General features: G+C 42.5%; 25 protein-coding genes and 4 tRNA genes. 18 read left to right on the forward strand and 11 right to left on the reverse strand.

Translation table 11 applies throughout. From position 1 onward, the window contains the following. Window positions 1-580: 580 nt before the first annotated feature. The 8 genes from AC2D6U_RS00430 to AC2D6U_RS00465 all read right to left on the reverse strand — a co-directional run bounded on the left by AC2D6U_RS00430 (window position 581) and on the right by AC2D6U_RS00465 (window position 10,072). Window positions 581-1,147 carry a hypothetical protein gene (locus tag AC2D6U_RS00430; RefSeq protein WP_484718963.1) on the reverse strand — a complete coding sequence of 189 codons (567 nt, stop codon included), beginning with the start codon at window positions 1,145-1,147 and terminating at the stop codon, window positions 581-583. A gap of 8 nt (window positions 1,148-1,155) precedes the next feature. Continuing rightward, on the reverse strand, window positions 1,156-3,420 hold the full coding sequence (locus AC2D6U_RS00435) for an ATP-dependent helicase (RefSeq protein WP_484718964.1): 2,265 nt from the start codon (window positions 3,418-3,420) through the stop codon (window positions 1,156-1,158). A 469-nt stretch (window positions 3,421-3,889) separates the two neighbouring features. Next, window positions 3,890-6,070, reverse strand: coding sequence for a peptidase domain-containing ABC transporter (locus AC2D6U_RS00440; protein WP_484718965.1), 2,181 nt, complete (start codon window positions 6,068-6,070; stop codon window positions 3,890-3,892). Between the two features lie 5 nt (window positions 6,071-6,075). After that, entirely contained in the window at window positions 6,076-6,585 is a 510-nt protein-coding gene (locus AC2D6U_RS00445) for a TlpA family protein disulfide reductase (protein ID WP_484718966.1), read from the reverse strand. Between the two features lie 3 nt (window positions 6,586-6,588). Continuing rightward, window positions 6,589-7,218: a hypothetical protein gene (locus tag AC2D6U_RS00450; protein ID WP_484718967.1), complete on the reverse strand. Its 630-nt coding sequence runs from the start codon at window positions 7,216-7,218 to the stop codon at window positions 6,589-6,591. A 1,043-nt stretch (window positions 7,219-8,261) separates the two neighbouring features. Next, window positions 8,262-8,453 (reverse strand): hypothetical protein, encoded by a 192-nt coding sequence (locus AC2D6U_RS00455; RefSeq protein WP_484718968.1) that lies wholly within the window; start codon window positions 8,451-8,453, stop codon window positions 8,262-8,264. 70 nt (window positions 8,454-8,523) lie between these two features. Then, window positions 8,524-8,982 (reverse strand): hypothetical protein, encoded by a 459-nt coding sequence (locus AC2D6U_RS00460; protein WP_484718969.1) that lies wholly within the window; start codon window positions 8,980-8,982, stop codon window positions 8,524-8,526. Continuing rightward, the gene (locus tag AC2D6U_RS00465) at window positions 8,963-10,072 is read right to left on the reverse strand and encodes a glycosyltransferase family 4 protein (RefSeq protein ID WP_484718970.1); all 1,110 of its coding nucleotides are present in this window, start codon (window positions 10,070-10,072) and stop codon (window positions 8,963-8,965) included. Before AC2D6U_RS00465 ends, AC2D6U_RS00460 begins: the two co-directional genes overlap by 20 nt. Before the next feature lie 116 nt (window positions 10,073-10,188). On the opposite strand from AC2D6U_RS00465, the gene AC2D6U_RS00470 reads away from it, so the two are divergent. The 7 genes from AC2D6U_RS00470 (at window position 10,189) to AC2D6U_RS00500 (ending at window position 17,884) form a co-directional block, all read left to right on the forward strand. Next, window positions 10,189-10,812: a sigma-70 family RNA polymerase sigma factor gene (locus AC2D6U_RS00470; RefSeq protein WP_484718971.1), complete on the forward strand. Its 624-nt coding sequence runs from the start codon at window positions 10,189-10,191 to the stop codon at window positions 10,810-10,812. Window positions 10,813-10,815: 3 nt separating this feature from the next. Further along, window positions 10,816-11,109, forward strand: coding sequence for a hypothetical protein (locus AC2D6U_RS00475; RefSeq protein WP_484718972.1), 294 nt, complete (start codon window positions 10,816-10,818; stop codon window positions 11,107-11,109). A gap of 1 nt (window position 11,110) precedes the next feature. Then, a complete protein-coding gene (gene gmk / locus AC2D6U_RS00480) occupies window positions 11,111-11,680 on the forward strand; it encodes a guanylate kinase (protein ID WP_484718973.1) in 570 nt (189 codons plus the stop codon). Window positions 11,681-11,683: 3 nt separating this feature from the next. Next, the gene (gene nadD / locus AC2D6U_RS00485) at window positions 11,684-12,259 is read left to right on the forward strand and encodes a nicotinate (nicotinamide) nucleotide adenylyltransferase (RefSeq protein WP_484718974.1); all 576 of its coding nucleotides are present in this window, start codon (window positions 11,684-11,686) and stop codon (window positions 12,257-12,259) included. Window positions 12,260-12,375: 116 nt separating this feature from the next. Next, window positions 12,376-14,967, forward strand: a complete 2,592-nt coding sequence (locus AC2D6U_RS00490) for a DUF5686 and carboxypeptidase regulatory-like domain-containing protein (RefSeq protein WP_484718975.1) — start codon at window positions 12,376-12,378, stop codon at window positions 14,965-14,967. A gap of 59 nt (window positions 14,968-15,026) precedes the next feature. Next, window positions 15,027-15,656 (forward strand): thiol:disulfide interchange protein DsbA/DsbL, encoded by a 630-nt coding sequence (locus AC2D6U_RS00495; protein WP_484718976.1) that lies wholly within the window; start codon window positions 15,027-15,029, stop codon window positions 15,654-15,656. A gap of 65 nt (window positions 15,657-15,721) precedes the next feature. Beyond that, window positions 15,722-17,884 carry an acylase gene (locus AC2D6U_RS00500; RefSeq protein WP_484718977.1) on the forward strand — a complete coding sequence of 721 codons (2,163 nt, stop codon included), beginning with the start codon at window positions 15,722-15,724 and terminating at the stop codon, window positions 17,882-17,884. Between the two features lie 79 nt (window positions 17,885-17,963). Here AC2D6U_RS00500 and frr read toward each other — a convergent pair whose 3' ends face one another. From frr to AC2D6U_RS00515, 3 genes are read right to left on the reverse strand one after another with little or no spacing between them, the layout of a single operon-like run. Then, the gene (gene frr / locus AC2D6U_RS00505; RefSeq protein WP_484718978.1) at window positions 17,964-18,530 is read right to left on the reverse strand and encodes a ribosome recycling factor; all 567 of its coding nucleotides are present in this window, start codon (window positions 18,528-18,530) and stop codon (window positions 17,964-17,966) included. A 4-nt stretch (window positions 18,531-18,534) separates the two neighbouring features. Continuing rightward, window positions 18,535-19,239 (reverse strand): UMP kinase, encoded by a 705-nt coding sequence (pyrH, locus tag AC2D6U_RS00510; protein ID WP_484718979.1) that lies wholly within the window; start codon window positions 19,237-19,239, stop codon window positions 18,535-18,537. Window positions 19,240-19,249: 10 nt separating this feature from the next. Further along, entirely contained in the window at window positions 19,250-19,747 is a 498-nt protein-coding gene (locus tag AC2D6U_RS00515) for an acyl-CoA carboxylase biotin carboxyl carrier protein subunit (RefSeq protein ID WP_484718980.1), read from the reverse strand. A gap of 308 nt (window positions 19,748-20,055) precedes the next feature. Here AC2D6U_RS00515 and AC2D6U_RS00520 point away from each other — a divergent pair. The 11 genes from AC2D6U_RS00520 (at window position 20,056) to rplL (ending at window position 24,844) form a co-directional block, all read left to right on the forward strand. Next, a tRNA-Tyr gene (locus tag AC2D6U_RS00520) sits at window positions 20,056-20,138 on the forward strand. An 85-nt stretch (window positions 20,139-20,223) separates the two neighbouring features. Beyond that, window positions 20,224-20,296: transfer RNA gene (locus AC2D6U_RS00525), tRNA-Gly, on the forward strand. Window positions 20,297-20,363: 67 nt separating this feature from the next. Further along, window positions 20,364-20,435 (forward strand) — tRNA-Thr (locus AC2D6U_RS00530). Between the two features lie 56 nt (window positions 20,436-20,491). Then, the gene (gene tuf / locus AC2D6U_RS00535; RefSeq protein ID WP_484718981.1) at window positions 20,492-21,679 is read left to right on the forward strand and encodes an elongation factor Tu; all 1,188 of its coding nucleotides are present in this window, start codon (window positions 20,492-20,494) and stop codon (window positions 21,677-21,679) included. Between the two features lie 195 nt (window positions 21,680-21,874). Beyond that, window positions 21,875-21,947 (forward strand) — tRNA-Trp (locus AC2D6U_RS00540). A 25-nt stretch (window positions 21,948-21,972) separates the two neighbouring features. Beyond that, window positions 21,973-22,161 carry a preprotein translocase subunit SecE gene (gene secE, locus AC2D6U_RS00545; protein WP_484718982.1) on the forward strand — a complete coding sequence of 63 codons (189 nt, stop codon included), beginning with the start codon at window positions 21,973-21,975 and terminating at the stop codon, window positions 22,159-22,161. 17 nt (window positions 22,162-22,178) lie between these two features. Next, the gene (gene nusG, locus AC2D6U_RS00550) at window positions 22,179-22,736 is read left to right on the forward strand and encodes a transcription termination/antitermination protein NusG (RefSeq protein WP_484718983.1); all 558 of its coding nucleotides are present in this window, start codon (window positions 22,179-22,181) and stop codon (window positions 22,734-22,736) included. Between the two features lies 1 nt (window position 22,737). After that, window positions 22,738-23,181, forward strand: a complete 444-nt coding sequence (rplK, locus tag AC2D6U_RS00555; RefSeq protein WP_484718984.1) for a 50S ribosomal protein L11 — start codon at window positions 22,738-22,740, stop codon at window positions 23,179-23,181. A gap of 11 nt (window positions 23,182-23,192) precedes the next feature. Then, entirely contained in the window at window positions 23,193-23,894 is a 702-nt protein-coding gene (rplA, locus tag AC2D6U_RS00560) for a 50S ribosomal protein L1 (protein ID WP_484718985.1), read from the forward strand. Next, window positions 23,891-24,424 (forward strand): 50S ribosomal protein L10, encoded by a 534-nt coding sequence (rplJ, locus tag AC2D6U_RS00565; RefSeq protein ID WP_484718986.1) that lies wholly within the window; start codon window positions 23,891-23,893, stop codon window positions 24,422-24,424. Before rplA ends, rplJ begins: the two co-directional genes overlap by 4 nt. Window positions 24,425-24,463: 39 nt before the next feature. Continuing rightward, complete coding sequence (rplL, locus tag AC2D6U_RS00570; protein WP_484718987.1) at window positions 24,464-24,844, forward strand: 50S ribosomal protein L7/L12; 381 nt, start codon at window positions 24,464-24,466, stop codon at window positions 24,842-24,844. The last annotated feature ends 161 nt before the right edge of the window (window positions 24,845-25,005 follow it).

Below are 25,005 nucleotides of genomic sequence, written 5' to 3' on the forward strand. Positions count from 1 at the left end.
ATTAATACTATTTGGAGCGTTATTATTCTCCGAAGTTCTATGGTTTTTAACTCGAAACCTATTCAAGAAGAATAATCGACCAATTCAATTAATTTTTCTTAAAGGAGTTTTGAGGGGGGTATTTGGGGTTATAGGAATGGTATTGACATATTTGATTATTAATTAGTCCTTTCATACTCCCAAGATTGTCTAGAAATTGACACAGTAAGAATTAAGCTCTTTTATTCATGAGCTTAATTCTTATTTATTTCGTCTTTCCATAAAACACAGGGTTTTAGTACATGTAGAAACCAATCATTTCTGATGCTAATTATTCTCCACAATCCTCAACTTCGCAAAAGTGAGTAGGAGTGTTTTCTCTCCATAATCTTCAAAGAGCGCTACCAATAACATTTAAAAACGATAACCCAAGCTAACCCCTAGGTTGAGGGTTTGGACGTTTAGGGTGTCCTCAAAAGTAGGGTTGATATTGCCACCAGGAAAAACTCGAGTTGTTTGCTCATAATTGTAGCTCGATGAATTGTAATTTAAATGAACCTGTGCTGATAAACGCTGCGTCAATTTTTGGTTATAAGACAATTCAATACATTATTGACGAAATTCGATTTTGACTTTCTTCAGTCCTAAAAAAAGTAGGGCTATTTAGAAAATCTAAACTAATGGAGTAGGAAGGATAGTTCATTGAGCTATATCCAATATTTAATCCTAGCTGTATACTATTAGAACCAAATTCTTTTTTTAATGCCATACCAGGTAGAATGTATAGATTTTCATTATTGACATGTGCCATGGTTTGTTCAAACTGTCCATTGATGGATCTCAATTCCTCTATGGCAGTTCCATTGATTGGATTGTTAGTTTGACCTACAATCATTGAAAAGACAAAAATTTTGGTTAGTTGATAGTTTGCATCGAGTTCTAAAAAGTACCCGTTCTCAGCGAATCCATTCTTCTCTTTTGAAAAACCAATATTCCAAGTGTCAAGCAGTGGATCGTATACAGCTGATTCAATTGCGTTTTGATTAGCAAAACTTCCAATAGGAAATGCTATCCCTCCCCCCAACTCAATTGACAAACGGCTCTGTGCCGAAGAAGAAAAAACAAAAAGTAGAAATCCCAGCGTGATAAGGCATTGTGTGAACCGCATAGTATAATTTAATCTATTATCCTCAGTTTCGCAAAAGTGAGCAGCAAGGTCTTTTCACCGAAGTCTTCAAAGATCACAACAGCCTTTTTGTTAGCCCCGCTTACATCAATCTTTCTCACTTTACCAAAACCAAATTTCGGATGTTCCACCTTTTGTCCTTCTTGTAAATTGGAGGTATCGCTCGGCCTGAAATCCGGTGAAGGTTGATGATACTTTGGTGGCGCTTTGGGTTGTTCTCGCTTGCTTTTGATCAGGTTCCGGGCATAATTGCTTCTGAACCCCGGTGGTTGGTCATCTCGGCCTAGCTTGGGTTCTCTGCTCCCAAATCGGGTATTGATCGAGATAAAGCTAGGGTCTACTTCTTCGATGAACCGACTAGGCTCACAATTCAATAAACGACCAAAACGGTAGCGCGAAAGGGCATAGGAGAAGTATAAATTCTTTTTGGCACGTGTGATGGCGACATAAAAAAGCCTGCGCTCTTCTTCTAAGTCAGCCCGGCTACTCATCATCATTTGTGAGGGGAAGAGGTCTTCTTCCAATCCCACAACAAAGACATTGTTAAACTCCAATCCCTTCGCCGAATGGATGGTCATCATGGAAACAAAGTCAGTTTGTTCAGGGTCCTCGTTGTCTGCGTCGGTCAATAAGGCCACGTCTTGCAAGAAAGCACCAATGCTCTTGTCTTCTTGCTCCGGATTGTCGGTAAATTCCTTGATGGCATTCAGCAATTCCTGCACGTTTTCGTACCGATTTAGTCCTTCGATCGTCTTGTCGGCATACAGCTCTTTGAGAAGGCCTGAACTCTTGGCAATATGATTGGCCGCCTCGAAGGCATCCTTTGTTTCTGCATAGATCTTAAAGCTGCGCACTAAGGTGACAAAGCCATTGACGGCATTCGCCGCACGGCCACCCAAAAAGGAATCTGCATTTTCCAATACTTCCCAAAGCGGGATATCGTGTTCAAAGGCAGCCACTGTGATTTTCTCGATGGTCGTTTGACCGATCCCTCGTTTGGGTAGGTTGATGATGCGTCGGAACGATTGTTCATCTTCAGAATTGATGGAATACCTCAAATACGCCATGAGGTCTTTGATCTCTTTGCGCTGGTAAAAGCTCAAACCACCATAGATGCGGTAGGCGATACCTGATTTACGCAAGGCTTCCTCAATCGCTCTCGATTGACTATTCGTTCTGTAGAGCACGGCAAAGTCACTGTTCTTGAAATTGTCGCTAGCCTTCTTTTCGAAGATCATGGAAGCGACAAAACGACCTTCTTCATTGTCCGAAATGGACTTGACCAGTTCAATGCGATTTCCCTCATCGTTAGCTGTCCAAACGGTTTTTTGAAGTTGTCCCTTGTTTCGTGCGATAACCGAATTGGCCGCATTCACAATGTTTTGGCTGGAGCGATAGTTCTGCTCCAGCTTGATGACCTTGAGCTCTGGAAAATCCTTTTCGAAGTTGAGGATATTCTCAATGTTCGCGCCGCGGAAAGCATAGATCGATTGGGCGTCATCCCCTACCACGGCAATGTTCTGACTTACGGAAGCCAATTTTTTGGTGATCAGGTACTGAGAAACGTTCGTGTCTTGAAACTCATCGACCATTACATACTTGAAGCGGTGCTGGTACTTATTCAATACATCAATATGATCGCGAAACAATACATTGGTATTGAAGAGCAGGTCGTCAAAGTCCATGGCATTGGCTTTGAAGCAACGCTGGCAATAGATGCGGTAGATCCTGCCCATTTCCGGTTTTTGTGCCGAGGCATCGTCAGCGGCATAAATGGGATTGCTGTTGTATTCTTCCCAGGAAACCAAACGGTTCTTGGCACTTGAAATGCGGTTCAACACCACATTCGGTTTGTAGACCTTATCATCCAAGCCATTCTCTTTGACGATGGCTTTGATCAGTGACTTGGAATCGTCTGTGTCGTAGATGGTGAAGTTACTGGGGTAGCCTAAGCGATCGGCCTCTGACCTGAGAATTCTGGCAAAGATGGAGTGGAAGGTACCCATCCATAGGTTACGGGCATTGGAACCCACTACACTCTCAATCCTTTCCCGCATTTCCTTGGCCGCTTTGTTGGTAAAGGTGAGCGCCAAAATATTGAAAGGATCAACCCCTTTCTCTTGGATGAGGTAGGCGATGCGAAAGGTCAACACCCGCGTTTTGCCCGATCCGGCACCCGCAATGATCATGGCAGGTCCTTCGGTGTTCACCACACCTTCGTATTGGGGTTCATTTAATGTTGAGAGGTAATTCATTTACTCGTATCCTTTGGCTTGTCATAAAACTCTTGAAATGGGCAAATGAAAGCGCTTTTGAGTTTTATGCGTCATTCTGAGCTTGTTTCAGAATCTTATCAATAAAAGACCCTGAAACAAGCCTGCCTGCGGAAGGCAGGTTCAGGGTGACGAACTAATTATCACGCAAGGTAAGACATGTAACTAATTTTTAGCAACCAATTTTGAGAAGTATTGGTAGCGAGTTATGATATATCGAAAAAGATGATGCGGAATTTATTACAGCCTATTTCTTGTTATTGATGCCTTTCTTGAGAAAATATAGCGCAAAACATGAATATGTTACATGCAAATAAGCGAATGCAGGAGTTTGCCGGTCGTAAACTAGGCTTCCAACTATAAAAGGTAAGCTAATAAGGCCACTTATAATAATTGAGGCAGCCAGCAATTTGTGTTTGTGTTTAATTCGGGGTTTCACCTGTGAATATCATTAAGCAAGACGCAACGAATTCTCTTCAAAAAACTCACTGAAGAAATTATGACTTTCCATAAGCTGACCCGGAGATCCCGCAAGACTGATAGTATTGTTTTCCAAGATGTATATTTTATCGGCTTTTGCAGCAGTCGTGATTCTATGGGTCACTAGAAAAATGATTTTGCCTTTTTTGAGTCCATCTAGTAAATCCAGCACAAAATGCTCAGTTTTTCTATCTAAAGAAGAAGTAGCTTCATCCAGCAATAGTATTTCCGGATTGGTCCATAAGGCTCTAGCCAAACTGACTAATTGTTTTTGTCCACCTGAAATGTTTACACCTTCTTCTCCTAGAATGGTAGCATAACCTTGAGGAAATGCCTTGAAAAATTGATCGAAGCCATATTCAGTCATAAATGCTTCTAAGGCCTTTGGGTCTATTTCTGTTTCGCCAAGAATGATATTATCGATCAGGCTTCCATTAAAGATTTTGACGTCTTGAGGAACCACACCTATTAGAGATCGAATAGTCTTCGTGTTGAATTCATCATAATTGAGGCTGTCAATTTGAATGGAACCTGCCTCCGGGAAATAGAATTTCTGAAGAACTTGAAGTAGCGTGCTTTTGCCACCGCCACTCTCTCCTAACAGACAGACAATCTCTCCTTTATTGAGTGTGAGATTGAGGTTTTTGAGCAATTGTTTTCTTCCCGGAAATCTGAAGCTGAGCTGTTCAATGGTCAGGGTTTGGATTTGCGCTAATGATTCTATGGCGTCAGCATGAGTCGACTCAGGCTCAACTGAAGTAAACTCATACATTCTGTCAAAGGCTATTTTTGCTTCTCGCACTTGAATGTTAGCTCGAGCAATTGCTTCAATGGCTGGAAAAATACCACCCGCCATTGAAAATAATGCCACTAGCTCCCCAACTTGTAGAGTTTCTTGAATCACTAGAAATGAGGAAAAGGCTAAGACACCTCCCATGGCCAAAACTCCTACAATTTGCGTCAAGACGCCATACTCAGTGCCTACAAGCCCTAGATCGTAGACCTTGTTTTGAAAATGGCCATAAATTGATTCTGTGATTTTACTAAATATCGATTCTTTGCTCTGGTTTTTGATTACTTCAATGCCCTGAATAGTATCGACATAATTGCTTTCATTCAAGGCATAAGCTTGCATTACCTCTCTTTGTCCAGAGGTGATGGGTTTAGTATATTTCCATACCAGATAAATGTATATAGGCACAAAGGCTAGTAAAAGAACTCCCACTTGCCAAGAATAGACAAAGACAAAAACCAAGGAAGTGATGCCTACAAGGAATTGAATCAGCGTGTCTCCAAGAACAAAACTTATTGTTCTTTGAATTCTGTTTGTATCATTCATTCGGGCTATTAATTCTCCCGTTTTCCGTGTGTCGAAAAACCTTTTAGGTAGGTAGAGTAATGCGCTATAAAAACTATGGATGATTCGGTTATTAAAGTCTTTAGATTGTCTGAGAATCAAAAGTGATCTCAAATATAGAATGCCCGATCTGGTCAGCAATAATGCAGTTAAAAGCACTAGACCAATGAATAGTCGTTCATTATCCTGATTAGGTAATATTTCATCAATTAATTTCTGTGAGAAAATGGCCGTGCTTATACCAAGTACTGAAATAACGAGTCCTAGAAATGTTGCTATAGCAAGAATCGTATAGTCTTCCTTTACCAAGTTTAAGAGCCATTCTCTTTTTTTGTTTTTTTGTTCTTCAACTTTCTCTAGCCTCTCGCTAGGTTTTAACAGCAATAAGGCTTTCGACTTCCAGATGCTAGAAAGTTGCTCTTCATTGAGTTGCTCAATGCCCTTTGCCGGATCAATGATGATAAAACGACCATTTTTGTAGCCAAAGACAATGATATAGTGCAGAAGTTTACCGTCAATGACCACATGAAGTAGGGCGGGGTGCTCTAGGGTTTTTAGATGTGCTATTTCTGCTTCGAATCCTTCAGCATCTAAACCTATCTGATTAGCTGCTTGATAAAGTCCTAATAAGGTTGTGCCGTCCTTTGACGTGCCACTTAATTCTCGAAGCTTTTCCAGGCTTATTTCCCCACCGTAAAACTTTAAAACTGTAGCCAGACAAGCTACACCGCAATCCGATTGATCTCTTTGCTTGGTAAATGACTTTTCTAAATGTGTGTGTTTGTTTTTTGACATTGGTTTTACTCCGTTTGATACGCCTTGAGAATTTCTTTAGGTTTCGTGAGGCCAATAAACTTTTTAAGCATGCGTCCATTCTGGTCATAAGCTAAAAAAGTGGGGAATTTGAGATTGCCATAGCGTTCCAACATCGACTCAATATCCATGTAGGCAAAATGCATATTGGGTAAAGTGTCTAGTCCGTAGGTTTTAGCGAATTTTTGAATGGAGTCTTTTTCATCATAACTAACCCAAAAGACTTCGAAATCTTTTAACTCTGCATGAGACTTTCGGAATTGCTCAGCATCTGCCTTGCAGAAATCACAGGAAGGGTGGAAAAGTGAAAGAATTGTGCTCTTTTTATCAATGGTGTCCCCTTTCTCTAAAAACTCAATATTATCTTTTGAAAGTGATTGTTGTTTTGCTTCAAGCTCTTTTTTTGCAGATACTTCTATTGTTAGCTTATAACCTAAGATGATTCCGATGAGGGTAAAGGCTGAAACCAGAAGCCAATGGATGTGTTTTTTTTGCATAGCTCAGGAGTTGGTGATTAGAAAGAAAGTTACTGCCAGAAGCCATAACACAAAAGCCGGTACATAAGAGCTCAAAGTGAGTTTCAAACCATCATTTAGGTTCTTCTTGATAAGTTTGGAAAGTAGAAAAGCTAATGTAAACCAGTAAAGAATCTCGAAAAGATTCAAAGACTGAAAAATGAAAAGCCAATAAGAAGGCAGAGTATCCCTTTCAAAAATACTTGCTAAAGATAAGGGGTGGAAGTTTTGTAAATCGGTTAAACTGAACTCTGGCGAAAAAATAGCTATGGCAAGAAGAAGATAATTTTTAATTGCAAATACGAGTTGTGTCCAAATTGTAATACCCCAGATTTCATTGAAAGTTTTCTTATGGCTTGAGATAAAAACCACTATCCAAATAATGGAAGTAACTAAAAGCGTCTTGATAAATATGAAAATGATTGAAATAGGATAACTGATCCATCTCCATTTTTTCCAGCTTTCAATAATTTTATCAATGCTATCTGAATTAAGTATGGAAATGTAATAGTTGTAAATGTCATTTTCAGACAACACCATTATATCAAGGATGAACAATGGTATTAGAGATACTGCTACTACTATCAGAAATTTTATTAAAGTTTTGCTGATCATTCTTTGCCTTTATTATACTCAATTGAAAAGGCTTCAGACAGTATGGTCATAGCTGAGCTCAGTATTATATAAGAGGTCTGACTAATTTTGTTTTCAGGGACTATCGATGTTGCTACTATGACTATTCCGACAATGGATAAGATTATTAGTGTGCTCTTCATTTTTTTGGTTAAAGAAACATGGTGTCAAAAATTGAAGTATTCTTTCGTTTTTGTAATCAAAATGTGCAAAAGAGTAGTCATAGTATAGTTAATCTGTCGCCATTTTTGATGTCTCAATAAAAATGCATTGATCATTTCTAGTTAAAGAATCTTGATGTAGAAATTTAAGTTATGTATTGCTCCCAACAGTTAATATTGAGAAGAAGTAGGTGGCCATGTAAAAAATCATGACTAGAATTAACCATCTTAATTGACTTATTGGTTATTTCAAGCACTATTAACGTTCTTTTTATTTAAAAGGATAAATGAGAATAATATTACAGGTACTAGGAAAAGTGATAAGTTCCATTGTGTTATTGAGTGTGTTTTTGGAAGATTCAAATTTGTGATAATAGAAAAAGTACCGATTGCTATAGTTGAAATAGCAACTAGAAATGATAAAGGCCCGATCAAATCTTTAAGCTGTTTTGGCCTGTTTGATTTATACAGAAAATTCGTGATAATAAGGTAAACAATTACTAAAATGCTGCTAGCAATGAGAGCCTCAGGTATATCATATCCTACCACTAAGAGACTTGAAAGAAAGAAAACTCCGTTAAGGATGTCCGAAATTTTACTAACCATACTTTTTCCGTAAAGATCCTTGTTTCCATTATGAGAGTCGTATTTAATAATGGGCAATTGAATTCTAATAAGAACTAGAGTAACCAATAGTTTTATAGTTACTAGTAAGTAGAAAGTAATGCTCGCAACCAAATTATCATGTTTGATGTCACTAATTGAGACAAAAAAATATAATGAGATTAGACTTAAAACAGTTACTAAGTAGGAGTGTAAATTTTTCATAATCCTATAAAAAGGGGCGATAAGCCCCGTTTCTTTTTAATCTTTGCAACCCATTACTATACCTACTGTACTTAACCAAGCTCCACCGAATAATAAACCTAAGGCCCCCATAGTAATTGCCGCTGGTGGGAATAGGAATGCGGTAGCGTATGCTACCCCAGCTGCTGCCACAGCCGCTCCACATACAAATTGTTCTTCAGTATACTGTCCACCTGAAACATTCTCCATTTTTTCAATACTCAAACTTTTCATTTTCTTTTTGTTTTTAGTTAAAATTCAAATTCAAAGCCAACACTGCCTAGGATGTTGTGTGTGCTTCTTGAAAACAAGAATAGAGTGCATTGCTGAAATAAAATTGCAGTAGAGAATTTTCTGTGTTATAATTTCCTGAGCCTTTTATTTTGTTCATACGCTCTTCATTCATGGCTCTTGAGAAACCAAACTGCCAGTGAACATCATAATCATAGCAATAGGCGCAAATAGATAGATCATAATAGATCGGAGCACCCATGGATTTCATTAAATCAAGTGTGTTGTAGAGTTGGCGTTCGCTGATGTTCAATTTCCGGGCACATTCAGAAGGGGTGCCGGTGGCTTTACGCTTGATTAAACAATGTAACCTTTCGATTCTAAGGATTTGTTTGTGCATGTCTTTGTGTTTATCATTATAAATATGAAAAACATCATTATGCAATGCAATAACTAGGTTGACTTTTTTAGAAAAGAAATCTTCTGAACTAAGAATGTTTTTTAGCAACCAAATCGGCAAAGTATTGCTCGTAATTTGAGACAGTCTTTTCCATGGTGAACCGCTCATAAGCAGTGGCCAATCCATTCTTGATCAATCGTTGGCGTAGGGCACTATCCTCTAATACGCGTCGGATCTTTTTCGTTAAGCCGTCAATGTCATTATTTTCAAACAATAGGCCGTTCACCTCATCTTCGACGACATCCGGGATGCCCCCAAAGTTAGTGGCGATGACAGGACACTCCATGGCCATGGCTTCGACCAAAACCAAGCCAAATCCGTCCATGGTGGAGGCCAGTACGTTGACGTCGAGCAAACGGTAAACACTCAAAATATCTTCGGCAGGAAGTTTACCTAGCAAGTGCACGTCATTTTGGATGTTGTATTGATCCAAGTAAGGCTGGATCTGTTCAGGAAACGCACCCGCGAAGATCAGCTTTATACTCGGGTCATTGAGTCTGGCAATGGCCTCAATGAGCTGAGGCTGCTCCTTGAATCGAGAAATACAGCCTACCACCTTGTCTTGAGGCTTGAGTTGTAAGGCTTGTCGAAAGCCTTCCACCTTTTCTTCACTCCACTGTTGCAAGCGCTGTTCTGGGATGCCGTTATGGAGGACACGGATATGTCCCTCGGGATAGCCCTTCTCAACAAAAATGCGTTTCAGGCCCTCACTGATCACCACAATACCGGCTGTATTGCGCACGTAGAACTGTCGCTGTAGCCATCCGCCCGCGCTTAAGGGGTTTTGCCTGCGGGTATGCACGATCTGCACGTCAAGCTTGAACCTGAGTTTGGCAAAAATACTTGTGAACCGATCGTAACTTGATTGTGCGTTAATGACTTGAATGCCTTCTTTGCGAACAAGGTCTCGGATCTCGCGCCAATTGTTCACGTCAAATTTGCTCTTGATCTGCATGGGGACGCGTATAATGCCCGGGTGTTCGATCAACTCCCAAATGGGCATTTCAGGGCGTATGCCTGCATACACATGATGACCTCTGTCCGCTAAGCCTTTTGCCAAATAGGTAATGGAATAGGTAGAGCCTGCCATGCCGCCTTGATAGGTTAGGAAGAGAATACGAAGTGGTGTTGCAGCCATCAGCGCAAACTACCGCACTTCAGGAAAGAAATACAAGTTCATTGTGAGGCAAGTTCAGAAAGCAGCTTCCGAACAAGTTCTTTTACAGTTGCACTTTTTATTCGTTATTTTGCCACATGCCTGAGGAACAACACAACGAGGACCAGCAACAGGAAGAGCAGTTCAAAAAGCAGCACTACACTGAAGCGCAAAAAGCAGATATTTTCGATAAGGAGTTCATGGTACATGTCGATTCCATGTACAACTTCGCCTATCGCCTGACCTTTGACACGGATGACTCCAAAGACCTGGTTCAAGATACTTATTTAAAGGCATTTAGGTTCATCAATTCATTTGAGCGCGGAACTAATGCAAAAGCGTGGTTGTTCCGCATTTTGAAGAACAGTTTCATCAACGATTTCAGGAAGAAGAGTAAACAACCCGCAAAGGTCGATTACAACGAGGTAGAGCAGTTTTACAATTCTGATGATGCTGGAGCCAAGATCACCTCTGACCTCAGGGTAGAGGCAGTGCAGGACATGATCGGAGATGAGATCTCAGGGGCATTGAATGGCATACCGGTTGACTTCAGAACCGTGATCATACTTAGTGACCTGGAAGGGTTCACTTATGAAGAAATGAGCAAAATACTCGACATACCTATTGGAACGGTACGTTCGAGACTACATAGGGCTAGAAATATGATGAAAGAGAAACTAGCCGAATACGCAAAGGAAATGGGTTACGCTAAAAAAAATTAAGTCATGGGGGAGTTTAGGGATTGGTTTAAAAACACATTTAAGAAGTGTTACTGCGAACAAGGCAACCTGATCGATGAGGAAAAATTTCAAGAGCTTGTTCAGCTGGTATTGGATGGTGAAGCCGATGAAGAATCGAAAAGATTGTTTGAGGAAAAGATCCGAACCTGTGTGAAGTCCAATTTCACCTTCGAAAATGAACGCAAGATCCAAGAACAGATCAAAACCAAACTCTGTACGCACAAAGCGGATCTTCCAAACGACTTGATCAAAACCATCAGAAATAGCGTAAACCTCTAAGATGCCGAAAGGGAAAGCCATTATTTTTACCGCTCCCTCGGGTGCTGGCAAAACCACCATCGTAAAACACCTGCTCAGTCAATTCCCCGAATTGGTTTTTTCCATTTCAGCTACCACCCGTCAGAAACGCGAAACTGAAGTTGCGGGAAAAGACTACTATTTTTTGTCCCAAGCGGAATTCCAACAAAAGATCGATGAAGATGCCTTCGTTGAATGGGAAGAGTTTTATGGGGGTAGTCGCTATGGTACGCTGAAAACTGAAGTAGAGCGCATTTGGGAAGCAGGAAAACATGTGATCTTCGATGTAGAAGTAAAAGGAGCAACGAACATCAAACAGTACTTTGGCGATCGTGCCTTGGCCGTATTTGTGAAGGTACCTTCAATAGAAGAGTTGCAAAAGCGTCTTTCAGGAAGAGGAACAGAATCGGCTGAGACATTTGCCACGCGCATGGAACGCGCTGAATTTGAGATGTCTTTTGAGAACAAATTTGATGTAACTTTGGTCAATAAGGAGTTAACAGAGGCTTTTGCACAAGCCCAGAAACTGGTAAGTGATTTCTTAACCCAATAAATCTTGAAGGTCGGTCTATTTTTCGGTTCATTCAATCCCATTCATATTGGGCATTTGGTTATTGCCGATGTCATGGCAGACCAGACGGACCTGGATCAGGTGTGGTTTGTGGTGAGTCCTTTGAACCCCTTCAAAAGCAGTAGTTCCCTCTTGCATGAATTTGATCGGTTGCGGATGGTTGAATTGGCCATTGCGGAGAATTACAAATTTCGGGCATCGGATGTGGAGTTCAATATGCCGAAACCCAGTTATACGGCAGATACCCTGGCGTATCTTGCGGATAAGCATCCCGAGCATCAATTCAAATTGATCATTGGAGAGGACAACCTCGTTCATTTTCACAAGTGGAAAAACCATGAAGCCATTCTAGCCAACTTTGGATTGTGCGTCTACCCGCGTCCGCAGGTAGATCGCACCAAGATCAAAGTGCAACATGAGGCCATTCAATATGTCGAATCTCCTATGTTGGATATCTCGGCTACCTTCATCAGAAAATCTATCCGCAACAACCACTCAGTGCAGTACTTATTGCCGGCACCAGTGGTGGATTATATTCGCATGAAGAAGTTTTATCAATAATTTTCCGTCGTTCAGCGGACCTTTTTTGCTTTCCTTACGTCTTAAGACCATTAAGCATTTCGTAAACAATTAGCAGTATTCTTACTTTAAATTGTATCGCAACAAAAACTCTAAGCATGCAACGATTCATTTTCTTGTTTCTCCTTGGTCTGGTGTCAAGTGGTGTGGTCGCCCAAGGCATCAAAGGAACCGTAAAAGACGAGCAGGGCGATGTGCTTCCTTTCGCGTCCATCTACATTAAAGAATTGGGTACGGGCACTTCTGCCAACTTAGAAGGAAACTTTGAGCTCCCCCTACAGGCCGGAAATTACACGGTCACGTTTCAATACATGGGCTATGCCACTGTACAGCGCACTGTACGTGTCGGAGCTCGCTATGAGGTGATCAACATTACCTTAAAAACGCAGATCATCGATCTGCCTACCGTCGAAGTCAATGCAAAAGCAGAAGACCCCTCATATACCATCATGCGCAAGGCGATAGCCAAAGCCGAGTACCATTTGCTGCAGAATGATACCTATCAGGCAGAAGTGTACATGAAGGGAACAGGCCAGATCACCCAAGTTCCGTGGCTCTTGAGAAAGACCTTTGAAGAAGAAGGGATCGATACCAGCCAGGTGTTTACCTCTGAATCAGTGTCAGAGATCTATTTTGAGCGCCCCAATACCTTCAAAGAGAAAGTGATCTCCGTGCGGGCTTCAGGACAAGACATCGACAATGCCAACCCAAATGCCTACATCAACGGAAGTTTCTATACGCCAAAAGTGGTGAATGCCATTTCTCCTCTGCATCCTCGGGCCTTTGGTTATTACAAGTTTGAATACATGGGCAGCTTTATGGATCGGGGCAATGAGATCAATAAGATCAAAGTAACCCCCCGCTCCAAGGGTGATGATGTCTTCGAAGGGGAGATCTACATTCGAGAAGATTTCTGGAATATCCATTCGCTCGACCTGACCACGAGTTTATTGGGCTTCAAGATCAACATCAAGCAGATCTATGCGCCCGTCGAAAATGAAGTCTGGATGCCCGTCAACCAACAGTTTGAATTTGAAGGTTCTGTCTTTGGCCTTGCCGGAAAGTACAGTTACTTGGCCTCAGTGAGCAATTACCAGATCACCCCAAATCCGGATCTAGACGCTTCGGTTATTCTGGTTGATGAAAAAATTGCTCCTGCACCTGAGGAAATTAAAGGCAACCTGGAAGAAGGTATGCAGCAAGTCTTTGCAGAAGAAAAGGAAGTCTCAAGAAAAGACTTCCGCAAGATGATGCGTGAATACGAAAAGGAAGAATTGAAAGAGGAAGCCGAAGAAGATCGAGACGTGATCTCCGACTACTGGTTCTCCATCGATACCTTAGCGGCAAAGAAGGATTCGGCCTATTGGGCAAAGATTCGTCCTGTTCCCCTAACAGAAAAAGAGGTGAGCGGCTACGAATGGCAAGACAGTACCTATGTCGCTGAAAAAGAACAGGCAGAGGCTGATTCCGCTATTTTACGAAATGGAAATCCCTTGCGCTTCAAGGACTTGTTCTTTGGCAGTTACTACAAACTAGGAGAACGCTTGCGGTTTGACTTTGCGGGCTTTGTTTCTCATACCAATTTCAATACGGTGGAGGGCCTTCACATGGACTTTACGGGTAGATTTTTATGGCGAAATGACACCACGACGCGCTTGAGGATCAGTCCTTTTGTTCGCTATGGATTCGCCTCTAATCAAGTCTATGCCAAAGTAGAAACACAGTTTGGTGTTGGCAAAGGGGAGCAGCGCAATACCTTTCGGGTCAACGGGGGTTCTTATGTGAGTCAATTCAATCCTGACATTGTCAGTCCGTTGATCAACAGCTGGGTCGCCATGACACGAAAAAGAAGCTGGATAAGGCTGTATCAGAAGGAATACCTTAACCTGAGCTGGGCAAGACGTTTTCGGTACAAGCATACCGTTTCCATTGCCTCGGAATGGGCGAACAGAACAGAGTTATTCAATAATTCGGACTGGACCTTGATCGGTGATAAGGATTTGGCCTATAAACCGAACAGACCGGAAAATGAAGAGGTGATCACAACGCCTTTTCAGCATGAAAAAGCCTTAAAGGTGGTCGTTAACTACCGCCTAAAACCCTGGTTGAAATTCCGTCGCTACAATGGAGAATTGATTCCCATCAATGACACTTCACCAGAATTTAGACTCACCTATCGCAAAGGGATAGACGGGGTGTTGGGTAGTACTGTTGATTACGATCACTTGGAGCTGGGGCTTAAAACCACCCTGAATTTAGGGGTAAGAGCGAAAATCGATCTGGACCTGGAAGCAGGTTCCTTCCTGAACAACAACGCCATGGATTTTACGGAATTCAAGCATTTTAGTGGCAATAGGATGCTTTTTGTGCCCATGGAAGTAACAGGCGGCTACCGCTTATTGGATTATTACCGCCACAGTACACAAGAGGAGTATTTCTCTGTCCTGTCTCACATCCGCTTCAGAAAGCTCTTGTTCACGCACATTCCTGCCCTAAGGTTAACGGGTGTGAAGGAGAATTTCTTTGTCAACTACTTGCATACGCCGACATCTGAAAATTACATGGAGGTGGGTTATGGGATCGACAACCTATTGCGTTTGTTCCGAGTAGAATTGGTGCAGTCGTTCCAGGGTTGGGAGGCCAGAACCTTTGCTGTGCGGATCGGTATTGCGTCAATTTTTGGCAATTAAGCAGGTAATCAGTTGTCTTAAGCCTATCTTTTCTATTAGATTCGTGAAAAATTTGAAAAATGAAGAAGGTCTTTGCTAGTGTAGCGGTGTTGATGGTCATTTCTGTCGCTTGTGCCCAAACCGAAAAAAAGGAAGAAACGAAGTGGATCGAAGGGCAGCATTATGAAATAGTAAGTGCTCAAGCTTCTGCTGAGCCCAAAGTCACGGAGTTTTTCTCGCATTACTGCGGGCATTGTTTTCAATTTGAAGCCTGGGTAGACACGGTCAAGACGGCCATCAAAGTGCCTTTCGAAAAATCGCATGTCAGCTATATTCCTCAAGACGATTCATTGGTCGCTATGGCCATGGTGAAGGCCTATGTGATCATGAACGAATTGGACATTACGGAAGAAGTCAGCCCGCAAATGTTTGCTGCCATTCACGTGAAAAGAGAGCCGATGGATTCTGAGGAGGCGATCAAGAACATCTTCTTGCTGAATGATGTGGACGCTAATACCTATGACCAACTTTTTGCTGATTCGGAGATCAATCAAAAGGCAAAAGACATGGCAGAACTATGGCTTGAGCGACGCATTACTTCCGTTCCCACGCTGGTAGTGAATGATAAATACAAGGTAAACATGGGCTCAGTCACCAGCATGGATGAACTGATCGAATTGACCATTGCCTTGACGAAGATGGAAGACTAACCATTCGCAAAATTTCCATTTTTATTTCTGACTCATCGGTCTAATTTGGAGTAAATCTTAAACCGATGAAGAAACTCTTTGCACTTAGTTTACTGCTTTTTCTTGCTGCCTGTGGCATGCAACCCAACGAAATTGAGCGTTGGGAAACCACCGCAGAACGCCTAACCATTATTCGTGATGACTTTGGGGTTCCGCACATCTATGGCAAAACCGATGCCGATGCCGTTTTCGGGATGTTGTATGCGCAATGTGAAGACGATTTTCCACGAGTAGAACGCAATTATTACTGGGCGATGGGTCGATTGGCTGAAGCGGAAGGAGAGGAGGCGCTCTATTCGGACCTGAGGGCTAGGTTGTACATGACCATAGACGAGGCAAAACAAATGTATGCGACCGCTCCTGATTGGTTGAAGGAATTATGTCAGGCGTATGCTGATGGCATCAATTACTACCTCCATACGCACCCTGAAATACAGCCAAAGGTACTCACCCGTTTCGAACCTTGGTTTCCCTTATTCTTTTTTGAAGGCTCTATTGGAGGCGATATTGAATCGATCTCCACCAGAGGCATCCGTGCATTTTATGGAGAAAATGAGGCGACGGCAATGGTGGATTTTGTGGAGGAAGAGGACATGACCGAAGAGCCAAAAGGATCGAACGGTTTTGCTATTTCAGGCCAACATACGGCTTCAGGTGATGCCATGCTATTGATCAACCCACACACTTCCTTCTATTTTAGAGGGGAATCTCAAGTGGTTAGTGAAGAAGGATTGAACGCCTATGGAGCAACTACTTGGGGGCAATTCTTTATTTATCAAGGGTTTAACGAATACAATGGATGGATGCACACCTCGACTCGTGTTGACTTCAAGGATGACTTCCTGGAAACCGTTGAAGAGCGAGAGGGGAAGTTGCAATACAAGTTTGGCGAGGAATGGCGAGATGTGTGGACCTCGGAAGTGACCCTGAAATACAAGGACGGAAACGAAATGAAGGAGCGTACCTTCCCGATGTACAGAACCCATCATGGCCCGATCACGGGAAAACTAGGGGATAAATGGGTGGCGACTGCACTCAATTGGGAACCTATTGATGCCTTGGTACAGTCCTACACAAGAACCAAAACCAAGAATCATGACGAGTTCTGGGAAATGATGAAGATCAGACGGAACTCATCCAACAATACGGTGTATGCAGATAAGGATGGCACTATAGCCTATTATCACGGAGACTTCATACCAAAAAGAGATCCTCAGTTTGATTACTCAAGACCCGTCGATGGTTCAGATCCAAGAACGGACTGGCAGGGAATGCACGAATTAGAGGACATCATTACCATTGTTAACCCTGACAATGGCTGGATCCAGAACTGTAATTCTACGCCATTTACCGCGGCAGGAGCTTATAGCCCCGACCCTAAGGATTACCCAACCTACATGGCCCCGGATCAAGAGAATTTCAGAGGGGTTCATGCCGTTCAAGTGCTTTCTGAAATGGAAGACCTTACCGTTGATGGCTTGATCGATCTAGCACACGACCCTTATTTGCCGGCTTTTGAAAAGGTGATCCCGGGACTAGTCGAAGCATACAAAAGAGTTGGCGGTCCTCGAAAATTGGCTGGCGCAATCAAGACGCTAGAGAATTGGGATTTAACTACTAGTAAAGAGTCTGTAGCCATGACGCTGGCACATTTCTATGGGATGCAATTATATCGCGATGGTGGTAATCCTGAAAGACTAGATGGTAATGAAAGATTTCACTGGTACGGAACAGGCTTACCGATGACAAAGCGTGTGGAGATATTCGAAAAAGCGTACGACCAGATCGTAGCGGATTTTGGTACTTGGGAAACTCCTTGGGGAGAATACAATCGCTTCCAAAGATTGTCTGGCGATATGGATCTTCAGTACGACGACGACCAACCTTCGATCCCTGTGGGGATGACCACAGCCCGTTGGGGAGCCTTGGCTGCTTTTGGAGCTAGAGCAGGGGAGAATACAAAACGCATTTATGGCTATCGAGGCAACAGCTTCGTGGCCATGGTCGAATTTGGTGATCAAGTGAAGGCCAAAAGCATGTTGGCAGGCGGTCAGAGCGGCGATCCGAATTCACCTCATTTTTACGACCAAGCCCAGCGCTACGCGGACATGCAATTCAAAGACGTACCTTTTTACAGACAGGATGTTGAAGCCAGAGCGGAAGAGACGTATAAGCCGGGTAAGCGCTAAAACTGTTCTGTTTTAGAATCTAACACAAAAAAAGCCATGCAACATCCGATGCATGGCTTTTTAATGAGGGGTAAACCCATTAAACGGTCATGATGTCCTTCTCCTTGTGCTCGAGTAGGTCGTCCATGATCTTGACGTATTTATTGGTCAATTCCTGTACATCGTCTTCCGCACTTTTGATCAGGTCTTCAGAAACGCCTTCGCCTTCTTTGAGCAGTCGCTTGAGTTCATCGTTAGCATCTTTTCTCGCATTCCGCACACTTACTTTGCCGTTTTCTGTTACGGCTTTTGCCTGCTTCGCCAGCTGTATCCTACGCTCCTCAGTCAACTGTGGAACAGAAATGATGATGTTCTCCCCATCGTTCTGAGGATTGAACCCTAGATCTGAATTCATGATGGCCTTTTCAATATCGCCAATGATGCTCTTCTCCCAAGGTTTGATAAAAATGGTGCGTGCGTCAGGGGTGGAGATAGAAGCCACTTGATTTAAGGGCGTCATGGCACCATAATATTCTACCATGAGTCCATCCAGCATGCTGGGCATGGCCTTGCCTGCTCTGATTTTTCCCAAGTCGGTTTTTGCATGATCAACAGCAGCGTCCATCATCTCTTTTGCCGTATCCAAATAAAGTTCGATCTCTTCCATTTAGTTAGCTGATTAAAGTTCCTAGTTGTTCTCCAGAAATAAGTTTTGATAAATTTCCTTTTTTGTTCATGTCAAACACAATGATCGGCACATTATTCTCATGACAAAGAGTAAATGCCGTCATGTCCATGATGTTGTATCCTTTTTTGATCACTTCAGCAAAACTCAACTGATCAAACTTTGTGGCATTGGGGTCCTTTTCAGGGTCCGCCGAATATACACCATCTACTCGTGTTCCCTTGAGCACAACATCCGCACCTATTTCAATGGCGCGCAAGCTGGCCGTTGAATCAGTGGTGAAGTAGGGATTGCCTATGCCTGCTCCGAAAATTACGATTCGTCCCTTCTCAAGGTGGCGTACCGCTCGTCGTTTGATGTACGGTTCGCAAACTGCTTCCATCTTAATGCCTGACATCAACCGTGTGTACATCCCGTTTTTCTCCAAGGCACTTTGTATGGCCATTGCGTTGATCACGGTGGCCAGCATGCCCATGTAGTCCCCTTGAACCCGATCGATTCCCGATCGTTCCGCCTGAACCCCTCTGTAGATATTACCTCCTCCGATAACAATGGCAATCTCAATGCCTTGTTCGTGGACCGATTGGATCTCTTTGGCATACTGCTCCAGCCGTGCAACATCAATACCATAATTCTGTTCGCCCATCAGGGCTTCTCCGCTTAGCTTTAACAGCACTCTTTTGTACGCCATAGAAACGATGCTAAAATTTTATAAGTATACTATTTTTTTCTACACTTTGCCCTTTTTCCACCACAATGGATGTGATGGTGCCTTCTCCGGTAGCCTTCAACACATTTTCCATTTTCATGGCTTCCAATATCATCAAGGGGTCACCTTTCTTTACCTCTTGACCCACTTGAACCAAGATGTCCAAGATCAAACCGGGCATCGGTGCCTTCACGTCTTTGATAACCACTTGCTGCAAATGGGTCATGCCCAAATACTCGAGCAGGATGTCGGTATCGTCTTTTAATTCAATGGGATAAAAGCCATTGGCGATCTTGATCAGGAATTTATTCTTGGCCTCGTTGACTTCCAATACTTCCGCGGCGATGTGCTCATCCTTTGTATGAATGATGAAGTTCCCGTTGCGTTCATTAGTAAAGGAAATTTGTATGGGCGATCCATTGATCAGGAGGCTTCCTTTTTCAAAGGAGATATTGAGTTGATCGCCGGCTTTGTTTTGGGTTCGGAACATTATGAAAGGGTTTGTTCTGTCAGCTTCACACCAAACAAAATCGCAGGGGTAAGAAGCCATGCAAATATAGAGAACAATTTGGTTTGTTGAAGGTTGAGCGTCCGCTGTTTGCTTTTTTCGTGCCTAGAAAATTTTCGGGTTAAAGAGATGTTTATGGCATGCATTGGGGTATTTGTGCGGCAGTCTCTTTTCCTAGGTATCTTTTTTTTCAGAATGTTTGAATAAAAAGAAAAAGGGTCTAATTTTGCAATCCCTTTCGCAATTGGGAGAGGGAAAAGCGTTCATAATTTTATTGAATTTAACTAGTTGGGGGGATACCAAAGCGGCCAACTGGGACGGACTGTAAATCCGTTGTCTTATGACTTCGCAGGTTCGAATCCTGCTCCCCCCACAGTGACATCTGAAGCTTCGGCGAAGGATGTCAGTTTCGTAACGAGAAAGAGCTTGTACTCCTTCGCTAAAGTTACGGAGCACAAGCGGGTGTAGCTCAGTTGGTAGAGCGACAGCCTTCCAAGCTGTAGGTCGCCGGTTCGAACCTGGTCACCCGCTCAACTTTTGGGTTGCAAGACAAGGCTCAAGTGTTAAGCTATGAGTTAGCCTTGTAGCCTAATAGCAAGCCGATGTAGCTCAGGGGTAGAGCACTTCCTTGGTAAGGAAGAGGTCACGAGTTCAAATCTCGTCATTGGCTCAATATTTTGTAATTAAGACTTAATTGTAAACATTAATATTAACTAATTTTAAATCATGGCTAAAGAAACCTTTGACCGTTCCAAGCCGCACGTTAATATTGGTACTATCGGTCACGTTGACCACGGTAAGACCACTTTAACTGCAGCGATTACAACCGTTCTTGCAAAAGCTGGTTTTGCTGAACTAAGAGACTTTTCTTCAATCGACAATGCTCCTGAAGAGAAAGAAAGAGGTATTACTATCAACACTTCTCACGTAGAATATCAAACTGCGAACAGACACTACGCTCACGTGGATTGTCCTGGTCACGCGGATTACGTGAAGAACATGGTAACTGGTGCCGCTCAAATGGATGGTGCTATCCTTGTGGTAGCAGCAACTGATGGACCAATGCCTCAAACTAGAGAGCACATTCTTCTTGCACGTCAGGTAGGTGTACCTGCGCTTGTTGTTTTCATGAATAAAGTAGATTTGGTAGATGACGAAGAACTACTTGAACTAGTGGAAATGGAAGTTAGAGAATTGCTATCGTTCTACGAATTCCCAGGTGATGACATTCCTGTGATCCAGGGCTCTGCTCTTGGTGGATTGAATGGCGATGACAAATGGGTAGGTAAAATCGAAGACTTGATGACTGCTGTGGATGAGTACATTCCTCTTCCTGAGCGTTTGACTGATAAAGACTTCTTGATGCCTGTAGAAGACGTATTCTCGATCACTGGTCGTGGTACTGTTGCTACTGGTAGAATCGAAAGAGGTGTAATCAACTCTGGTGACCCTGTTGACATCATTGGTATGGGTGCTGAAGGCATGAAGTCTACCATCACAGGTGTTGAAATGTTCCGTAAGATCTTGGACAGAGGTGAAGCAGGTGATAACGTTGGTCTATTGCTTAGAGGTATCGAGAAATCAGATATCAAAAGAGGTATGATCATTTGTAAGCCAGGTTCAGTAACTCCTCACGCACACTTCAAAGCTGAAGTCTATGTGTTGTCAAAAGAAGAAGGTGGACGTCATACACCATTCTTTAACAAGTACCGTCCTCAGTTCTACTTAAGAACAACTGACGTTACTGGTGAGATCAAACTTCCTGCAGACATCGAAATGGTAATGCCAGGTGATAACGTAACGATCGAAGTAAACTTGATCAACTCTGTTGCTCTTGAAAAAGGTCTTCGTTTCGCTATCAGAGAAGGTGGTAGAACCGTAGGTGCTGGTCAGGTAACTGAGATCCTAGACTAATCTCCTTAACTTTTAAGGATCAATGATATCAAACGCGTTCTCGATTTCCGGGAGCGCGTTTGTTTCGTTAAATAAATTTCTCTACATTTGCAGCCCGTTTGCGGGCGCTGTTGCGATGTAGACCAACGAATTCTCGGTGTAAGCGAGTGATGTAAAACGGCTTTTCCAATAAGTGGAGGAGTATTTATAACATACACGGGTGTAGCTCAGCTGGTAGAGCATTGGTCTCCAAAACCAAGGGTCGTGAGTTCGAATCTTACCGCCCGTGCAAAATATAGAATAGAACTAAATCTATGAGTAAGATTAAATCGTTTGTGGTGTCATCAGTAGATGAAATGAGACACAAGGTAAGCTGGCCGAAATGGTCTGAATTGCAAAACAGTTCAGTCTTGGTATTAGTCGCTTCGTTAATCTTTGCCTTATTGATCGGTCTGATCGATTTAGGCTTCGATAACATCATGGATTGGTTTTATAATTTATAAGATAAAGAGCTTAGGATATGTCTGAACTCAAGTGGTACATGGTGAGAGCAGTTTCAGGACAGGAACGAAAAGCCAAGGAATACTTAGAAAACGAAGTTGATAGAGAAAACTTCTCCAAGTTTATTCCGCAGGTCATGATTCCTTCTGAAAAGGTTTATGAAATCCGTAACGGAAAAAAGCGTTCACGTGATCGTAACATGTTCCCTGGCTATGTCATGGTTCAAGCAGATCTAAGCAATGGTGAGGTAACTCACCTGATCAAAAATATCCCGGGTATCATAGGGTTCCTAGGTCAAAAAGCTGGCAATGCTTCCACACCGCCAGTTCCATTACGTCAAGCTGAAGTCGACCGTATTTTAGGTAAGGTTGAGGAGATTGATGAATTTGACGAGCAACTAGATACTCCATATATAGTTGGAGAGACCATTAAGGTAATGGATGGTCCTTTCAGTGGATTTACGGGTACAATTGAGGAGGTATTCGAAGAGAGAAGAAAACTTAATGTTATGGTTAAGATCTTCGGTCGAAATACTCCTGTTGAATTAAGTTACATGCAAGTAGAAAAAGAAGATTAAGATGGCTAAGGAAATTTCTGGTTATCTGAAGTTGCAAGTAAGGGGTGGCCAAGCCAACCCGTCTCCACCAGTTGGTCCTGCACTTGGTGCAAAAGGATTGAACATTATGGAGTTCTGTAAGCAATTCAATGCGAGATCTCAGGACAAAATGGGCCAAGTACTTCCAGTACTCGTGACCATCTACTCTGATAAATCGTTTGATTTTGTGATCAAAACTCCTCCGGCTCCGGTGATGTTGTTAGAAGCTTCTAAGAAAAAGAAGGGTTCTGCGGAACCGAACCGAGCAAAGGTGGGCAGTGTAACTTGGGATCAAGTCAAGGAAATCGCTGAAGTGAAAATGCCAGACTTGAATGCTTTTACGGTAGAATCAGCTATGAAAATGGTAGCAGGTACTGCAAGAAGTATGGGTATTAAAGTAACTGGTGCAGCACCTTGGGAAAACTAAAGATTTGACAGATGGCAAAGTTGACAAAAAAGCAAAAAGAAGCTTTAAGTAAATACGATCCTACTAAGCTATATCCTTTGTCAGAAGCAGCGGGCATATTGAAAGAAATCAATAGCGCCACATTCGATGCTTCAGTTGACATTGATGTACGTTTAGGTGTGGATCCTCGAAAGGCCGACCAAATGGTTAGAGGCGTTGTTGCCCTTCCACATGGTACTGGTAAAGAGGTCAAAGTGTTGGTGCTTTGTACTCCTGACAAAGAAGAGGAGGCGAAAGAAGCTGGTGCGGATTACGTAGGTTTAGATGACTACATCGAGAAGATCGAAGGTGGTTGGACAGACATTGATGTGATCATCACTATGCCAACAGTTATGGCTAAGGTAGGTAGACTAGGTAGAGTGTTGGGCCCAAGAGGCTTAATGCCTAATCCGAAGTCGGGAACCGTGACATTGGACGTTGCGAAAGCAGTTCAGGATGTAAAAGGTGGTAAGATCGATTTTAAGGTTGATAAAACAGGTATTATTCATGCCAGCATTGGTAAGGCTTCCTTCTCAGTGGAGAAGATCGCTGACAATGCGCAAGAGGTGCTTCAGACAATCAATAAATTGAAACCAGCTTCTGCAAAAGGAACATACTTTAAGAGTATCAATATCTCTTCAACGCAGAGTCCAGGTATTAAAGTTGATAAAAACTCAATTTCCGGTATAGCATGACAAGAGAAGAAAAATCGATAATCATTAATGATTTGGTTGAGAAGTTTTCTCAGAACGATAACTTCTACATCACGGATGCATCCGGAATGTCGGTTGCACAGACCAATGATTTGAGAAGAATGTGCTTTGATAAAGGAATAGAATACAGGGTGGTGAAAAACACCTTGATCCAGAAAGCTCTTGAGCAAATGGATACAGACTATAAACCTTTTGACGAGTCGGTACTCAGAGGTTTTTCAGGAATCATGTTCTCAGGTGAGAATGCGAACCTTCCTGCAAAAGCAATCAAAGAGTTTAGAAAGAAATCAGGCAGTAAGTCTCCAGTATTGAAGGGCGCTTCCATCTATACTGATCTCTTTATTGGAGAAGAAACCCTGGATATGCTAAGTACGCTTAAGTCTAAGGCTGAGCTAATTGGCGAAGTAATAACCTTACTTCAATCTCCAGCTAAGAACGTTATCTCTGGTCTTAAAGGATCAGGTGGCAAATTGGCGGGAATTCTTCAAACGCTCTCTGAGCGAGAAAATTAATAACAAAACAGATTTTAAAACATTACAACAAATACAAAAATGGCAGACTTGAAAGATTTTGCAGAGCAGTTAGTAAACTTGACTGTTAAAGAGGTAAATGAGTTAGCTGATATCCTTAAAGAAGAGTACGGTATCGAACCTGCAGCTGCGGCTGTAGCGGTTGCTGGTCCTGCTGCTGGCGGCGGTGACAAAGGCGCAGCTGAAGAAAAATCAGCATTCGATGTGGTATTGAAATCTCCAGGTGGTTCTAAACTAGCAGTAGTAAAACTAGTGAAAGAATTGACTGGTCTTGGATTGAAAGAAGCTAAGGAAATCGTAGACAGCGCTCCTAAAGCAATCAAAGAAGGAGTTGCAAAAGACGAAGCTGAAGCACTGAAAAAGCAGCTTGAAGAAGCTGGAGCTGAAGTAGAGCTTAAGTAATTTGACAAGCCATCAATAAATGGCTTTTAGGAATGGCCCTAGTCCCGTTCCCGTTTTTTCGGGATCGGGATTACGGGTCTTTTCCTGTTTGTACTTAAAAGGTACATTTCTCTTTTATTTTGCACTTGAATGAGTGCAGAAATTTTGGTAACAAAAACAAT

It is taken from the genome of Roseivirga sp. YIW32, from assembly GCF_057219245.1.

Coding starts and splice junctions, on each gene's coding strand:
- AC2D6U_RS00430 (WP_484718963.1), bottom strand. CDS start 1,147: ATGCGGTTCACACAATGCCTTATCACGCTGGGATTTCTACTTTTTGTT.
- AC2D6U_RS00435 (WP_484718964.1), bottom strand. CDS start 3,420: ATGAATTACCTCTCAACATTAAATGAACCCCAATACGAAGGTGTGGTG.
- AC2D6U_RS00440 (WP_484718965.1), bottom strand. CDS start 6,070: ATGTCAAAAAACAAACACACACATTTAGAAAAGTCATTTACCAAGCAA.
- AC2D6U_RS00445 (WP_484718966.1), bottom strand. CDS start 6,585: ATGCAAAAAAAACACATCCATTGGCTTCTGGTTTCAGCCTTTACCCTC.
- AC2D6U_RS00450 (WP_484718967.1), bottom strand. CDS start 7,218: ATGATCAGCAAAACTTTAATAAAATTTCTGATAGTAGTAGCAGTATCT.
- AC2D6U_RS00455 (WP_484718968.1), bottom strand. CDS start 8,453: ATGGAGAATGTTTCAGGTGGACAGTATACTGAAGAACAATTTGTATGT.
- AC2D6U_RS00465 (WP_484718970.1), bottom strand. CDS start 10,072: ATGGCTGCAACACCACTTCGTATTCTCTTCCTAACCTATCAAGGCGGC.
- AC2D6U_RS00470 (WP_484718971.1), top strand. CDS start 10,189: ATGCCTGAGGAACAACACAACGAGGACCAGCAACAGGAAGAGCAGTTC.
- AC2D6U_RS00475 (WP_484718972.1), top strand. CDS start 10,816: ATGGGGGAGTTTAGGGATTGGTTTAAAAACACATTTAAGAAGTGTTAC.
- gmk (WP_484718973.1), top strand. CDS start 11,111: ATGCCGAAAGGGAAAGCCATTATTTTTACCGCTCCCTCGGGTGCTGGC.
- AC2D6U_RS00490 (WP_484718975.1), top strand. CDS start 12,376: ATGCAACGATTCATTTTCTTGTTTCTCCTTGGTCTGGTGTCAAGTGGT.
- AC2D6U_RS00495 (WP_484718976.1), top strand. CDS start 15,027: ATGAAGAAGGTCTTTGCTAGTGTAGCGGTGTTGATGGTCATTTCTGTC.
- AC2D6U_RS00500 (WP_484718977.1), top strand. CDS start 15,722: ATGAAGAAACTCTTTGCACTTAGTTTACTGCTTTTTCTTGCTGCCTGT.
- frr (WP_484718978.1), bottom strand. CDS start 18,530: ATGGAAGAGATCGAACTTTATTTGGATACGGCAAAAGAGATGATGGAC.
- pyrH (WP_484718979.1), bottom strand. CDS start 19,239: ATGGCGTACAAAAGAGTGCTGTTAAAGCTAAGCGGAGAAGCCCTGATG.
- AC2D6U_RS00515 (WP_484718980.1), bottom strand. CDS start 19,747: ATGTTCCGAACCCAAAACAAAGCCGGCGATCAACTCAATATCTCCTTT.
- tuf (WP_484718981.1), top strand. CDS start 20,492: ATGGCTAAAGAAACCTTTGACCGTTCCAAGCCGCACGTTAATATTGGT.
- secE (WP_484718982.1), top strand. CDS start 21,973: ATGAGTAAGATTAAATCGTTTGTGGTGTCATCAGTAGATGAAATGAGA.
- nusG (WP_484718983.1), top strand. CDS start 22,179: ATGTCTGAACTCAAGTGGTACATGGTGAGAGCAGTTTCAGGACAGGAA.
- rplK (WP_484718984.1), top strand. CDS start 22,738: ATGGCTAAGGAAATTTCTGGTTATCTGAAGTTGCAAGTAAGGGGTGGC.
- rplA (WP_484718985.1), top strand. CDS start 23,193: ATGGCAAAGTTGACAAAAAAGCAAAAAGAAGCTTTAAGTAAATACGAT.
- rplJ (WP_484718986.1), top strand. CDS start 23,891: ATGACAAGAGAAGAAAAATCGATAATCATTAATGATTTGGTTGAGAAG.
- rplL (WP_484718987.1), top strand. CDS start 24,464: ATGGCAGACTTGAAAGATTTTGCAGAGCAGTTAGTAAACTTGACTGTT.